Here is a 14,402-nt window from a genome sequence, read left to right as displayed (position 1 = left end):
TGTTCAGCCGCAGGTGTGTCCCGCGGTCGTCAGATCGCGCTTAGTGCTGCGCGAATTGGCCCATTTTCCCGGCATAGAACGTCAGCGCGTCGCCGTCGCTCATGCTGGCCTTCAGGACTTTGCCCACCACGATCACGTGATCGCCCGCGTCGTGATAGGCATGTTGTTCGCATTCAAACCGTGCCAGACAATCCGACAGCAGCGGGGTGCCGTTTGCACAGCGCTCGTGCCGGATGTCGCGCAGGGCATGGGCATCTTTCGAGCAGCCAAAACACAGCTCAGCCTGCGCAGACGATAACACATGCACCGTGAAATGCGGTGCCGCGCGAAAATAGGGGAACCGGCGCGAGTTGCGGTCGCCGGCCCACATGATCAGTGGCGGGTCCAGCGACAGCGACGAAAAGCTGTTGGCTGTGATGCAGATCGGGCCATCACCGCTGTCGCATGTCACGATGGTAACGCCGGTTGCAAACCGACCAAAAGCATCCCGCAGGGTCCGGGTGTCGTCCTTATGTGGCACAAAGGTGTGGGTCATGTTTCTTGAGATTGCGTTCATCATGCTACCTCATGCCCCAGCGCCGCCTCGTACAGGCGGAACCAGGTTTCGCGATCAATTGTGACTTTCAGCGCGTCCGAGATGCGTTTGATACGGTTCAGGTTGTTGGTGCCCAGAACCGGCAGAATGCCCGCCGGATGAGCCAGCAGGAAGGCGACGGCCACAGCGGCCCGGTCTACACCGAACTCCTCCGCGATTTCATCAGCAACAACCCCGACGGGCGGGTTTCCGGCCATCAGCAGCCCACCCCCCAGCGGCGACCACGCCATAAGGTGGTGCCCATGCTGCTGGTGAAACGCCAGATCGCCATTGGTGAAAGGGGCGATCGCGCCCAGTGAGATCTCGATCTGGTTGGTGACCAGCCGGGTTTTCATCGCCGATTGCAGCAGGGTCCAGTCCCACGGGCGGAAGTTCGAAACACCAACCGCGCCCACCTTGCCACTGGCGACAGCCTCATCCAGCGCAGCCCCGGTTTCGTGGTGGTCCATGAACGGATCAGGACGGTGGATCAGCAGCAGATCGATGTGGTCGATGGCCATTTCCGACAGGGACATGTCGATGGATTTCAGGATATGCGCGCGTGAGGTGTCATAGTATTTGACCTTCGCATCGGAATGCCGCCCCACAGGTGCGACGATGTCACATTTGGTGACGATCTCCATCTTCTGGCGCAGGCCGGGATTGGCGCGCAAGGCGTTGCCCAGAACGGCTTCGGCCGCGTAACCGCCATAAATATCGGCCTGATCGAAGGTGGTGATGCCCTGATCAAGACAGGCCTGAATCTTGGCCTCGACATGCCCTGCCGAGGTGTCGCTATCGTCACCCAGCCGCCACATGCCATAGACAAGGCGGCTCATTTCCAGCGTCGGGGATAGTTTCACGCGTTGCATCAGCGGCGCACTCCGTTGCCCAGCGGTGTGGCCGGGGGTGTCTTGGGCACACGCCCGTAGGCTTCGGGAAGCGAGCAGGTTTTCAGATGCGGCATCACACGAGCACCGAAATGCATGGCCTCATCCATGTGCGGATAGCCTGAGAAGATGAACGCGCGAATGCCCATCTTCCGGTAATCTTCGATCTTTGACATGACCTGATCGGTTGATCCAACCAGTGCCGCACCACAGCCCGAGCGGGCGCGGCCGACGCCGGTCCACAGACCGGGTTCCACATACCCGTACTTATCCGCCAGATCACGATTCCTGGCCTGATGCGCTACGCCAAGCGACGTTGCATCCAACGCCCGTTCGCGGATCGCGCGGCCATAGTCGTCATCCAGTTTTGAAACGATGTAATCCGCGTATTCCTGCGCCTCGGCTTCGGTATCGCGAACGATCATGTGAACCCGCAAGCCATAGTCGAGCGTACGGTCATAATTTTCGGCCACTGCATGAACAGCTTTCATCCGCTCGGCCAGTTGATCCTTGGTTTCCGGCCACATCAGGTACACATCGCAATGCTCGCCGCACAGCTCCAGCGCCGAGGGCGAATAACCGCCGAAATACAGCAGCGGCCCGCCAGTCTGATAGGGTCGCGCCGGGTCGGTTGTCAGACCTGTAAAGTTGTAGACCTCGCCCGCATGGTTGATTTCCTCCTGCGTCCAGGCCTGTTTCAGGATCTCGACCACTTCGCGCGACCGTTGATAACGATAGGCACTGTCGGCCTTTTCGCCGGGAAAATCGGATGAAATGATGTTGACGGTCAGCCGCCCCTTCAACATGTGATCCAAAGTCGCGATCGTGCGGGCCAGCATGATCGGCTGCATCTCGCCGCAGCGCACAGCGGCCAACAGGTTGATCTTCTGCGTGATCGGCGCGCAACCGGCGACAAAGCTCAGCGTGTCCTGCCCAACCTGATACGATGACGGGCACAGGATGTTGCGGAACCCCTGCGCCTCGGCCTCCTTCACGATGGCCGAGCAATGCTCCCAGCTGGACCGCAGATCACCATCAGGCACACCCAGGAACTGATAATCGTCCGAACATAAGGCGGCGAACCACGAAACCTCGGCCGCATCCAGATCAGGGGATGTGATGGGGACGATGGTCATTTGATTCACGCTCCGTGCATCTTTTACTTTCCTCTTGCGTAGCAATCACATTGATGTAGATCAATAGTGTATCAATTTTTCCTGCGACCGAATGAAGCGCCTGAAATGCCCCCCAACACCCGAAACCCCAATGCCCTGCCTATCTACGTTCAGATTGCCGAGCTGCTGATCCGCGATGTCGCTGCGGGCCGCTTGATCGATGGTGAGCGTCTGCCCCCGGAACGCGATATGGCGGCCGAGCTGAACGTGTCGGTCGGCACGCTGCGAAAATCTCTCGCAGAGCTTGAGAAAAAAGGCATGTTGGAGCGTATTCAGGGGTCAGGAAATTACATCCGCGAGACCGGAACTCAGAACAGCGTCTACGCGATGTTCCGGCTGGAATTGCCCCAAGGGGGCGGGTTGCCGCGTGCGGATATCCTGTCCGTCGATCATCTGAAGAAACCTTCCGATCTGCCGGATTTTGGCACTTCAGACACCGGATCGCGCGTACGTCGGATGCGCTATCTGAATGACACAATCATCGCGGTCGAGGAAATCTGGCTGGACGAATCAGCCGGCCTGATCAAGCGAAGCCTGCTGTCGGACTCGCTCTACCGCTATTATCAGCACCAGCTGGGTTTCTGGATATCACGGGCCGAAGATCGCGTATCGATTGGCCAGTTGCCCGATTGGACGCCCGCGGTGTTCACCAAAGCCGCCGGTGAAACGGTGGGCTATATCGAACGGTTCAGCTGGTCGGACAAGGCCGAACCTGTCGAATTTTCCAAGACCTGGTTCGACCCGGACCGGGCCACCTATGTCCAACGTCTGAAGTAAAAGGAAACGCGCATGACCCGGACCATCAATTACGGGCTGATCGGATGTGGCATGATGGGGCAGGAACACCTGCACAACATCGCCCTGCTGGACGGCACGCGTGTCGCAGCGATATTCGAACCCGATCCCGGGATGGCAAAAGCCGCGCAGGCGATTGCGCCGGGTGCGGTTATGGCACGCTCGGTGCAAGAGGTGTTGGATATCGAAGACCTGGACTGCTTGGTCATCGCCAGCCCAAACCACATGCATGTCGACCAGATCTGTGAAATCGCGCAAACGCGCCCCTTGCCGCTATTGGTGGAAAAGCCCCTGTTCACCAACCCCCAGGACGCCGCAAGGCTAGAGAAGGTTCAGCGCGACTATCCACACCCGATCTGGGTCGCAATGGAATACCGCTATATGCCGCCCATCGCGACCCTGATCGACAAGATCGGGGACACTGGCGGGGTCCGGATGCTGTCGATCCGGGAACATCGCTTTCCGTTTCTGCGCAAAGTCGGCGACTGGAACCGGTTCAACCGCAACACCGGCGGCACTTTTGTTGAAAAATGTTGCCACTTCTTCGATCTGATGCGGCTGATCCTGCAATCCGACCCGGTGCGAATCACCGCAAGCGGCGGGCAGGCAGTGAACCATCTGGACGAAACCTACGGGGGTGAAACACCCGATATACTGGATCATGGCTATGTTCTGGTCGATTTCGCCAATGGCGCGCGCGCGATGCTCGAGCTGTGCATGTTCGCCGAAGGCGCCCGTTATCAGGAAGAGATTTCGGCCATCGGACCCAACGCCAAGGTCGAGGCTCTGGTGCCGGGGCCGGGGCGGTTCTGGCCCGACCATCTGGGAACGCCGCCAGTGCCGCAGGTCATCGTCAGCCCGCGGGACCCCAAGGGGCCAATGTCGCAGGATATCCCTGTCGATCCCCGTTTGCTGGCTGCCGGAGATCACAACGGCTCGACCTATTATCAGCACAAGGGGTTTCTGGATCTGGTGCGCGGGCACAAGGCCGAACCGGATGTGACAGTGCATGACGGTTTGTGGGCGGTGCGAATGGGATTGGCAGCGCAGCAGGCCCTGCAAACCGGCGAAACGGTTCACCTAAAGCACCCTTAGACTGACCCCGGGCAAGTTCAGTGTAGACAGGTCTGCGGCGACAAATGTGTCGCTTGCGGGCCAATCTGTCGTAAATCAGCTAGTGAAGCGGGGCGCAGTAGGGGACAAAACTGTATGACCTGTCAGTGTATTCCCACCCGCCTTGATCGCCGTGCGACCGGCTGTGATCTGGTCACAACGCGCCGGTAACCGCCCTGCGGGGCCGTTCTGCCTGCCTGCTTTCAGACGACAACGGAATACCTCATGACAACCGCTCTGCGCCTCGCCATCGATATTGGCGGCACTTTTACCGACACGGTCCTCGTCTCGGGTGATGAGACGATACTGGCCTCCACCAAAACCCTGACCACCCACCAGAACCCGGCAGAAGGCGCACTGGAAGGCGCGCGGCGCGTCATGGCGCAGACTGGCCGGTCGCTGAAGGATGTCACCGGATTCATTCACGGAACAACTCTGGCAACCAACGCGCTGATTGAACGGCGCGGAGCGGTCGTGACCACGGTCTGCACCGAAGGGTTCCGCGATATTCTCGATATCGGGTACGAGCGTCGGTATTCCCAATACGACATCAACCTTGAAAAGCCGGACATGCTGGTGCCGCGCGAATGCTCGTTGACCATAGGCGAACGCATGTCGGCAGAAGGCAAGGTGCTGATTGAACTGGATGAAGGGAAAGTAGACCGGTTGCTGGCCGAGATTGACGCCAGCGGGGCCGAGGCGGTGGCCATCTGCCTGATGCACTCTTACGCCAACCCGACCCACGAACGGCGCTTGCGCGATCTTCTGGCGCGACACCGCCCCGGTTTGACCGTCTCGATCTCGTCCGATGTCAGCCCCGAAGCGCGAGAGTTTGATCGGCTCTGCACCACTGTGGCCAACGCCTATATTCAGCCGTTGATGGAAAACTATCTGACCCGGTTTGTGGATCAGTTCACGGCCGAGGGCGTAACCTGTCCGATCCTGATGATGACGGCAGGCGGAGGTATGTGCACGATCGGCACCGCAACGCGTTTCCCCATTCGTCTGGTGGAATCCGGCCCCGCCGGAGGGGCCATTCTGGCCGCCCGCATCGCGGCGCGTGCCGGGTTGGATCAGGTCCTGTCATTTGACGTCGGTGGCACCACGGCCAAGCTCTGCCTGATCGACAAGGCGCGCCCCCAGACCTCGCGCTCATTCGAAATCGCCCGCGCGGCACGGTTTATCAAGGGGTCGGGAATGCCGGTGCGCATTCCGGTGATCGAGATGATTGAAATTGGTGCTGGTGGTGGTTCGATCGCGGGTGTTGACCGTCTCGGGCGTCTGACGGTCGGGCCAAAATCGGCAGGCTCGGAGCCCGGGCCGGTCGCTTTCATGCGCGGCGGCATCGATCCGACCGTGACCGACAGTGACATCACTCTGGGCTATATCGTGCCCGACACCTTTGCCGAGGGGCATATCCAGCTGGACCCTGCTGGCGCCAAGGCCGCCCTGAGACGTGTGATCGGGGACGAACTGGGGCTGGATGCGACAGGTGCGGCAGATGGGGTCAGCCGCATCGTTGTCGAAAGCATGGCCAGCGCCGGGCGGATGCATGCGGTTGAAAGCGGCAAGGACCTCGGCCCGCGCACCATGATTGCCTTTGGTGGCAACGGGCCGCTGCATGCCACCCGCGTCGCCCGGTCCGCCGGGGTGTCGCGTATCGTGATCCCGCCCAATCCCGGTGTCGGTTCGGCGGTTGGGTTCCTGTTTGCCCCGGTATCCTTCGAAATCGTCCGCTCGCGCTATTCCCTGCTCGACAGCATGGACATGGACGGGGTGAACGCCCTGTTCGATACGATGATTGCCGAAGCAAAAGAGGTCGTCGCCCAAGGGGCAGGGGATGCACCCACCGAAACCCTGCGCACCGCCTTCATGCGCTATAGCGGGCAAGGGCATGAGATCGAGATTACCTTGCCGGACCGCGCCCTGACGCACCGGGATATCGCCCCGCTGACGGCTGCATTCGAAAGGGAATACCGCAAACAATTCTCACGCCCCGTGCCGGGGATGAAGATCGAGGTTCTCAACTGGGCGGTTCGCGTTGCCACCCCGGACAAGGCGGTGCCCGCGGTGTCGGAAACACCCGGCCAAACCGCATTTCAGGTCACGCAGACACGCCCCATCACCTGTGATCTGGATGGCACGGTAAAACAGGCCGCCTTTGTCGCCCGCGCCGATATGCGCCCCGGAGACTATGTGGCAGGCCCCGCGCTGATCCATGAACCACAAACAACCACACTCGTATCCGCCGATTTCTCGGCCCAGATGGACGCAATCGGCAACCTTGTCCTGATACAGGATCAGAAAGGAGGCGCATAATGACCGCTGATCTGTCCCCCGCCCGCCTGCAAGTGATGTGGAACCGCCTGCTGGCAGTGGTCGAAGAACAGGGCCAGACCCTGATCCGCGCGGCTTTCTCGCCCATCGTGCGCGAATGCGGCGACATTTCCGCCGGGATATTCGACGTGAATGGCCGGATGCTGGCGCAGGCCGTGACCGGTACTCCGGGCCATATCAATACCATGGCCGAGGCCGTGCTGCACCTGCGCGCCCGTTTCGCGGTGCAGGACATGCGCCCCGGCGACATCTACATGACAAACGACCCGTGGCTGGCCTCGGGGCATCTGAACGACTTCCTGTTGATGATGCCCGCGTTCAAGGACGGCAAGGTGGTGGGCTTTACCTCCTGCACCTCGCATCTGGTGGATCTGGGCGGTCTGGGTATGGGACCTGAAGGCTCGGACATCTATGACGAAGGCCTGCTGATCCCGCCTTGCAAACTGGTCGAGGCCGGAACGCCCAATGCGCTGCTGATGGATATCATCCGCGCCAACTCGCGCGAGCCTGTGGCCAATGAGGGCGACATCTACGCCCTGATCGCCTGTTGCGAGGCCGGGGTGAACCGCCTTGTTGCGATGATGGAGGAGTTCGGGATCGAAGATCTGGACAGGCTTGGCACCTATATCATCGACACCTCGCGCAAAGGCGCGTTACAGGCCATCGCCGAGGTGCCCGAAGGCGTTTACAAAAACGTGCTGCACATGGACGGCTATGAGGCCGAGCTGGAGCTGCACGCGACGCTCACCGTCACCAAAGACGGGATGCATGTTGATTTCACGGGCACGTCCGGGTGTTCGAAAAAGGGCATCAACGTGCCTTTGAACTATGCCACCGCCTATACGGTCTTTGCCCTGCGTTGCATCGTCGGGCCGGATATCCCGAACAACGCAGGCTCGTTGGAACCTTTCACGGTGGAAGGCCCCAAGGGTTGCATCCTGAACGCCCAGCATCCGGTGCCAGTGGCCATGCGGCATACGCTGGGACAGGTCACACCGGATCTGGTTCTGGGCTGCCTGCATCAGGCGCTGCCCGAACAGGTGCCTGCCGAAGGGGCCTCGTGCATGTTCGACCTGCCAATGCGCCACGCTCCCGAAGTGGCGTCGAATGGCGGGCGCGAATTTGCCATCGAACCCGTTCACAATGGCGGCACCGGGGCGCGGCCCCACGCGGATGGCCTGTCTGCGACGGCCTACCCTTCGGGGGTGTTCGGCTCGCAGGTCGAAATAACCGAAAGTGTCGCCCCGGTGATCATGTGGCGACGAGAATTGTTGCCCGACTCGGGCGGCGCGGGCCAGTACAGGGGAGGATTGGGTCAGCGGATCGAGATGACGTCTGCCAACGATGCCCCCTTCATCGTCTTCCTGTCGGTCGAACGTCTGAAATTTCCGGCTCTGGGCCGCATGGGTGGCCTGCCCGGCGCGCCGGGGCGTATCCGGTTCCGCGATGGCGGCGCAGACATTCCGGGTAAGGGTGAGCTACGTGTGGAAAGTGGCGACTACCTGATCTTCGACACACCCGGCGGCGGCGGCTTTGGCGATCCGGCCGCGCGCGACCCAGAGGCGCTGGCGCTGGACCTCAGGCGCGGGCTGGTCACGGAAGAAGGGGCTAAAGCCTATGGGGGTGCCTCATGATCCGCGCAGTTGATCACATTCGTGCCATGGCGGCCTATGCGCTGGCCGATCTGGGCGCGTCGGACACTGTATCTCTGGCCCAGAATGAAAGCGCCTTCCCGGTCAGCCCTGCCGCAATTGCGGCGGGGCAGGCGGCATTGCACCGGATGCCGCTTTATCCCGATCCCGACTGGTCGGACCTGCGCGCCGCCATCGCTCAGGGGCACGGGGTACCAGCCGACAACATCCTGTGCGGTGCCGGGTCGATGGAGTTGATCGGCTGCCTGATCCGCGCCTATTCAGGGCCGGGCGACCATGTATTGGGCACGGATTACGGCTATGCCTATGTGGCCTCAGCCACGGCGCAGGTGCGGGCAGACTATGTGAAAGCGCGCGAGGTCGATCTGACCGTCTCGGTCGATGACATTCTGGCCGCTGTCACGCCTGATACCCGGATCGTCTTTGTCTGCAACCCCGGCAACCCGACCGGCACCCTGATCCCGAATGCCGAGGTCATCCGCCTGCGCGACACCCTGCCCGGGAACGTGCTGCTGGTGGTCGATCAGGCCTATGCCGAATTCACCGATCGCGATCACGACCCGGCTGAAATCTTTGCCCTCGTTGCACGTGGGGATACCGTGGTCATACGCACCTTCTCAAAGGCTTACGGTCTGGCGGGCGCACGCGTGGGATGGGGTCTTTTCCCGTCAGAGGTCGCGATTGAGCTGCGAAAGCTGCTCAACCCCAACAACGTATCGACCCTCTCTCAGGCCATGGCAACGGCAGCGATGCAGGATCAGCCCCACATGCGCGACACGGTTGCCAGAACCGCCGCCATCCGGGATGGCTTTGCCGATGGGTGCCGGGCGCTGGGATTATCTGTTCCGCGCAGCCACACCAATTTTGTCCTGATCCGCTTTGCCGATGCCGCGACGGCGCAAGAAGCGGATGCCGCGTTGCGCAAAGCGGGTTTGCTCATTCGCGGAATGGGCGGCTATGGCCTCGCGGATTGCCTGCGCGCCACGATCTGCGACACGGCAGTGATGGAGCGCTGCCTGACTGTTCTGAAAGAGGTTACGTCATGACCTTTGAAACCCGGACACGGGCCAAAATCGGGGTGCTTGTGCCCTTTACCAACACCAATCTCGAAGCTGACATGATGCTGATGCGCTGCCCGGACACGACGGTGCATTTTCAGCGAATGGGTGGCTATGACGTGGATGAGATCCCCGGATCGGATCAGATGGCGGGTCTGGGGGCCTCGGATATCAGCCACGACCTCAAGATGATCTCGGGCGTTCGGCCCGATGTGGTGCTCTATGGCTGTACCTCGGCCACGCTGACCCATGGCCCGTCCTTTGACCACCAGCTGGCGCAGGACATCAGGGCCGCGTCGGGCGCCGTGTGTATTACCGCGGCAGGGGCGCTGGTTGGCGCGGTCCATGCGCTTGGCGTGTCCAGGGTCGGTTTTTCCTCACCCTATCTGGGCGAGATCAACACGCAGGCCATGGATTTTCTGACGCAGAACCGGATCGCAACGGTGAAATGCGCCGATATCGGCCGCGAGCTGGGCAATTACGGGCAGGGCGAACTGACCCCGGACGAGGTTTTCGACCTTGCCATGCAGGCCGACCACCCAAAGGCCGAGGCCATCATACTCAGCTGCACCGACATGCGCGCGGTCGAGGCCATAGACCGGATCGAAACGGCCCTTGATAAACCTGTCGTCACGTCCAATCAGGCCATGATGTTTGCCCTGATGCGGGCGCTTGACCTGCCAAGGCACGGGACTGTTCCGGGGCGGTTGTTTGATCTGCTATAGCCTTGGGTCAGGCAAAAGCATGGAACCCGCCCCGGTCGGCTGCCCGCATCAAAGGCGGGTGCGCACCGGCATATGGGGCGGGTATTCCAGCCCACCCAACGCGCCGTGTCGCAGATGTGACTATATTTACGTCGCAAAGGAACAAGATACCGCGCCCTCTACGCCATAGTCGGAATAAGGGCCGCTCGGGATTGAAGCACATGTTGAACCAGCCGCACAGTCACGGGAGATTTGGCCTGCCCCGCGGGGAAACCATCTTGGGCTTGTCTGAAACATCAAACGTTCACAAAATACAAAGGTGCCGCTTTTCATGAGCCAAATTTCGGAAAGCCTGCTGAACCGGATCCGCAACCGTTTTGCCCAGATCGATCACTGCCCCGAACAGGGCGAGCGGATATTTTTCGAAAACGCCGGTGGGGCTTTGACACTGAAATCCGTGCTGGACAGCTCGGCGCGTCATGCCGCAATCCCCGACAATCAGGGGCGCGACAATCCGGGGTCTCATGCGCTGGTTGCCACGATCAACGCGGCCAAGGCCGATATGCGGGATTTCATGAATGCACCCGGTGGTCAGTTCTTTGTCGGCGAAAGCGGCACCGAACTTCTGTTCCGGCTAATCATGAACGCCTGTCTGGGAACCGGTCCGGGGATTGTGCTGGGGTCGACACTGGAACACCCCGCCACACGGTCAGCCTGTGATCGTTGGGCCCGTATTGCCGGGCAGGCCCATGTGCTGGTGCCCCATGATGACGACACCGGCACCGTAACAGCCGGGGCCTATGCCGCAGCTGTTACCCCCAACACCAAAGTGGCGACAATCCTGCACACCTCACCCGTGACGGGCATGGGCGTCGATGTGGCCGCTGTTTCGCAGGCTATTCGCGCCGTGGCGCCAGACTGTTTCATCATTGTCGATGGCATCCAGCACGCCGCCCATGGCCAGATTGACCTGAGCGCGTATGACGTCGACGGCTACGTGATCTCGCCCTACAAGGTGTTTTCGCGCCATGGCTACGGCGTTGCGTGGATTTCCGACCGGCTGACGCGGCTTGAACACAATGCCCTGTTGGACGGTCCGGCAGATAACTGGGAAATGGGCACGCGCGATACAGGGGCCTATGCGACCATGTCCGACGTTGTGTCTTACTTCGAATGGCTTGGCAGTCAGGTCAGCGACGCCACCGACCGGCGTGCCAGATTTCTGGCAGCGGGCGAAGCCATCCACGCGCAGGAAAAGGCACTGACCGACGCGATGATCCACGGCACCGGCAACCTGAGCGGTCTGGCCGAGATGGAGAAGGTCACCATTCTGGGCGGTGCCGACAACCCCGCTCGCGAAGGGCTGGTGTCGCTGCGCGTGCAGGGCGTGGCCTCGGCGGATGTCGTCAAACGGCTGAACGATGAGGGTATTCGCACCCATTTGCGCAAGGCCGACCACTACTCTGGCAACATATTGACGCCGCTGGGTTATGACGCCTGCGTCCGGGTCTCGATGTGCCACTACAACTCGATCGGAGAAGTCGCCAGATTTCTGGCTGTCATGAAAGAAATCGCCGCCTGAGCTGCGGCGGACCAAGGGACAAGCACTCATGAAAACCCATGCACAAGCTGTCGTGATCGGAGGGGGCCTTGCCGGCTGTTCGATCCTGTACCATCTGGCCAAGCTTGGCTGGACCGACGTTGTCCTACTGGAACGGAACGAGTTGACCTCCGGCTCGACCTGGCACGCAGCGGCGAATATCCACGGGCTGCACGACAACAACAACATCACCCGCATCCAGCACTATACGATGAATCTGTATAAACAGCTGGAACAGGAAACCGGCCAAAGCTGCGGCGTATTCCAGCCCGGCTCGCTCTATCTGGCCCAGACCGAAGAGCGTGAGCACCAGCTGCGCCTGCAAGAGGCGAAAGCCCGGTTTTATGGTCTGAACTTCTACGAAGTCAGCCGTGAAGAAGCCAAGGAACTGCACCCGCTGGCGCAGTTTGATGACATCCGCTGCATCATGTATGAACCCGAAGGCGGCAATGTCGACCCGTCGGGCGTGCCGCACGCCTATGCCGCCGGGGCCCGCGCCATGGGGGCCACCATCGAACGGTTCTGCCCGGTGACAGGCACCGAACAACAACCCGACGGCAGCTGGATCGTGCGCACGCCCAAAGGCGACATTCACACCCAGTGGGTTGTCAACGCCGCCGGTCTCTGGGGCCGCGAGGTGGCGGCGCTGGCGGGTCTGACCCTGCCGCTGCAACCGACCGAGCATCAGTATTTCGTGACCGAAAGCATCGACGAGGTCGCCAGCCTGGGGCGCCGTCTGCCCTCGATCGCCGACCGCGACGGCGAATATTACTTCCGGCAAGAGGGCAACGGCCTTCTGATTGGAGCTTATGAGAAAGATATGAAATTCTGGGCCGAAGACGGCACGCCGCTGGATTTTGCCCATGATCTGTTCCCCGACGATCTGGACCGGATCATGGAAAACGTGATCCGCGCCACCGAACGCGTGCCGGTCGCGGCCACGGCCGGGGTGAAACGCGTGATCAACGGGCCGATGATCTGGTCGCCCGACGCCAACATGCTGTGGGGGCCGGTGCCCGAGCTGAAGAACTATTTCCTCTGCGGCGGCCTGATCCCCGGTTTCTCGCAATCCGGGGGGTTGGGTCTGCTGGCGGCGCAATGGATGATCGAGGGCGAGCCGCAATATGACATGTTCGCCTGGGATCTGGCCCGGTTTGGCGACTGGGCCGACAAGGCATTCACTAAGGCCCGTGTTCAGGATGCCTACACCCACCGCTTCAAGATCCATTTCCCCAACGAGGAACGCAGCGCAGGCCGTCCGGCCCGTGTGCGCCCCGCCTATGAGATGCAGAAGCAGATGGGCTGCGTCTTTGGCCTCAATTGCGGCTGGGAACATCCGCTCTGGTTCGCCGATGAGCCCGAGGTGGAAGAGACCACCGGTTTTACCCGCCAGAACTGGTGGGAGCCCGTGGGCCGAGAGGTGCAGATGCTGCGCGACAGCGTGGGCGTGATCGATATCTCGAACTTCGCCAATTACGTGATCAAGGGCCCCGGTGCCCATGACTGGCTGGACCGTCTGGTGGCCAACCGGGTGCCCACCGAAGTGGGGCGCAGCTGCCTGACGCCGATGATCTCGGTTCGCGGTGGCGTGGCGGGTGATTTCACCATCACCAAGCTGGCCAAGGATGAATACATGATGATTGGATCCGGCATGGCCGAACGCTATCATCAGCGCTTCTTTCAGATGGTGGAAATGCCTCAGGGCACAACTCTTGAAGTCGCCACCGACCGCATCGCAGGGTTCAACATAGCAGGCCCCAGGTCACGCGAAGCGCTGGCACGCCTGACCAATACCGATCTGTCGAACGAGGCGTTCCGCTTCATGCGGTCGCAGAAAATCACGGTTGCTGGTGTCGAATGCGTGGCCATCCGGGTCAGCTTTACCGGCGATCTGGGCTGGGAACTGCACTGCGCCGAGGGGGATCAGGTGGCGCTCTACACCGCCCTGCTTGAGGCTGCCAAAGACTGTGGTGGCGGTCCGGTGGGCGGGCGCACGCTGGGGGCGCTGCGGATCGAAAAGGGCTATGGCTCGTGGGGGCGCGAGTATTCTCAGGAATACTGGCCGCAAGAGGTCGGGCTGGCCGGCCTGATCAAGCTGGACAAGGATTTCCTGCACAAAGACGCCTATCTGTCCGTCAAGGACAACCCCGCGCGCGAGGTGCTGTCCGTCTTCGAACTGGATGTGACCGAAGATGCCGACGCAACCGGGGGTGAGCCGATCTTTACCCCCGACGGCGCGCCCGTGGGTCGTGTCACGTCGGGGGCGTTCGGCTATTCGGTCGGGAAATCGCTGGCGCTGGGGTTCCGCAATCCAAACAGGGCACAGCCGGGCGATGAGGTGGTCATTCAGGTCATCGGTAAACCGCACAAGGCGCGCGTACTGGCCGAGGCACCGTTTGACCCGACAGGCGCCAGACTGCGGTGTTAACGCTCAAAACCCGTCTACAGGCAGGCAAGGCCAATAAGACGCTCCTAAAGATGTCTCGTCTCGGCCCTTCAGGCGA

At 61.2% G+C, this 14,402-nt stretch carries 11 protein-coding genes; 8 read left to right on the top strand and 3 right to left on the bottom strand.

Going from position 1 to position 14,402, the window contains the following annotated elements; genetic code table 11:
* Nucleotides 1–40: 40 nt before the first annotated feature.
* Genes ACR0D9_RS19515 through ACR0D9_RS19505 form a run of 3 tightly spaced genes read right to left on the bottom strand, consistent with a single transcriptional unit; the run spans nt 41 to nt 2,600 of the window.
* A complete protein-coding gene (locus ACR0D9_RS19515) occupies nt 41–556 on the bottom strand; it encodes a flavin reductase family protein (protein ID WP_480484813.1) in 516 nt (171 codons plus the stop codon).
* Nucleotides 556–1,446, bottom strand: a complete 891-nt coding sequence (locus ACR0D9_RS19510) for an aldo/keto reductase (protein WP_480539941.1) — start codon at nt 1,444–1,446, stop codon at nt 556–558. The genes ACR0D9_RS19515 and ACR0D9_RS19510 overlap by 1 nt, the downstream gene beginning before the upstream one ends.
* Nucleotides 1,446–2,600: an LLM class flavin-dependent oxidoreductase gene (locus ACR0D9_RS19505; protein WP_480488968.1), complete on the bottom strand. Its 1,155-nt coding sequence runs from the start codon at nt 2,598–2,600 to the stop codon at nt 1,446–1,448. The genes ACR0D9_RS19510 and ACR0D9_RS19505 overlap by 1 nt, the downstream gene beginning before the upstream one ends.
* Before the next feature lie 105 nt (nt 2,601–2,705).
* Here ACR0D9_RS19505 and ACR0D9_RS19500 point away from each other — a divergent pair, with 105 nt between their 5' ends.
* The 8 genes from ACR0D9_RS19500 (at nt 2,706) to ACR0D9_RS19465 (ending at nt 14,326) form a co-directional block, all read left to right on the top strand.
* The gene (locus ACR0D9_RS19500) at nt 2,706–3,416 is read left to right on the top strand and encodes a GntR family transcriptional regulator (RefSeq protein ID WP_480488966.1); all 711 of its coding nucleotides are present in this window, start codon (nt 2,706–2,708) and stop codon (nt 3,414–3,416) included.
* Between the two features lie 12 nt (nt 3,417–3,428).
* Nucleotides 3,429–4,529 (top strand): Gfo/Idh/MocA family protein, encoded by a 1,101-nt coding sequence (locus tag ACR0D9_RS19495; protein ID WP_480488965.1) that lies wholly within the window; start codon nt 3,429–3,431, stop codon nt 4,527–4,529.
* A 243-nt stretch (nt 4,530–4,772) separates the two neighbouring features.
* Nucleotides 4,773–6,866, top strand: coding sequence for a hydantoinase/oxoprolinase family protein (locus tag ACR0D9_RS19490; protein WP_480539938.1), 2,094 nt, complete (start codon nt 4,773–4,775; stop codon nt 6,864–6,866).
* Nucleotides 6,866–8,518: a hydantoinase B/oxoprolinase family protein gene (locus tag ACR0D9_RS19485; RefSeq protein WP_480539936.1), complete on the top strand. Its 1,653-nt coding sequence runs from the start codon at nt 6,866–6,868 to the stop codon at nt 8,516–8,518. The genes ACR0D9_RS19490 and ACR0D9_RS19485 overlap by 1 nt, the downstream gene beginning before the upstream one ends.
* On the top strand, nt 8,515–9,582 hold the full coding sequence (locus tag ACR0D9_RS19480; RefSeq protein ID WP_480539934.1) for a pyridoxal phosphate-dependent aminotransferase: 1,068 nt from the start codon (nt 8,515–8,517) through the stop codon (nt 9,580–9,582). Before ACR0D9_RS19485 ends, ACR0D9_RS19480 begins: the two co-directional genes overlap by 4 nt.
* The gene (locus ACR0D9_RS19475; protein WP_480539932.1) at nt 9,579–10,319 is read left to right on the top strand and encodes a maleate cis-trans isomerase family protein; all 741 of its coding nucleotides are present in this window, start codon (nt 9,579–9,581) and stop codon (nt 10,317–10,319) included. Before ACR0D9_RS19480 ends, ACR0D9_RS19475 begins: the two co-directional genes overlap by 4 nt.
* Before the next feature lie 310 nt (nt 10,320–10,629).
* Entirely contained in the window at nt 10,630–11,880 is a 1,251-nt protein-coding gene (locus tag ACR0D9_RS19470) for an aminotransferase class V-fold PLP-dependent enzyme (RefSeq protein ID WP_480539930.1), read from the top strand.
* Nucleotides 11,881–11,908: 28 nt separating this feature from the next.
* Nucleotides 11,909–14,326: a GcvT family protein gene (locus tag ACR0D9_RS19465; RefSeq protein ID WP_480539928.1), complete on the top strand. Its 2,418-nt coding sequence runs from the start codon at nt 11,909–11,911 to the stop codon at nt 14,324–14,326.
* Nucleotides 14,327–14,402 lie beyond the last annotated feature (76 nt).

Source organism: Ruegeria sp. AK11 (genome assembly GCF_056541095.1).
The sequence above is the reverse complement of the archived record's forward strand: the minus strand, read 5'-3'. Positions and strand labels throughout refer to the sequence as shown.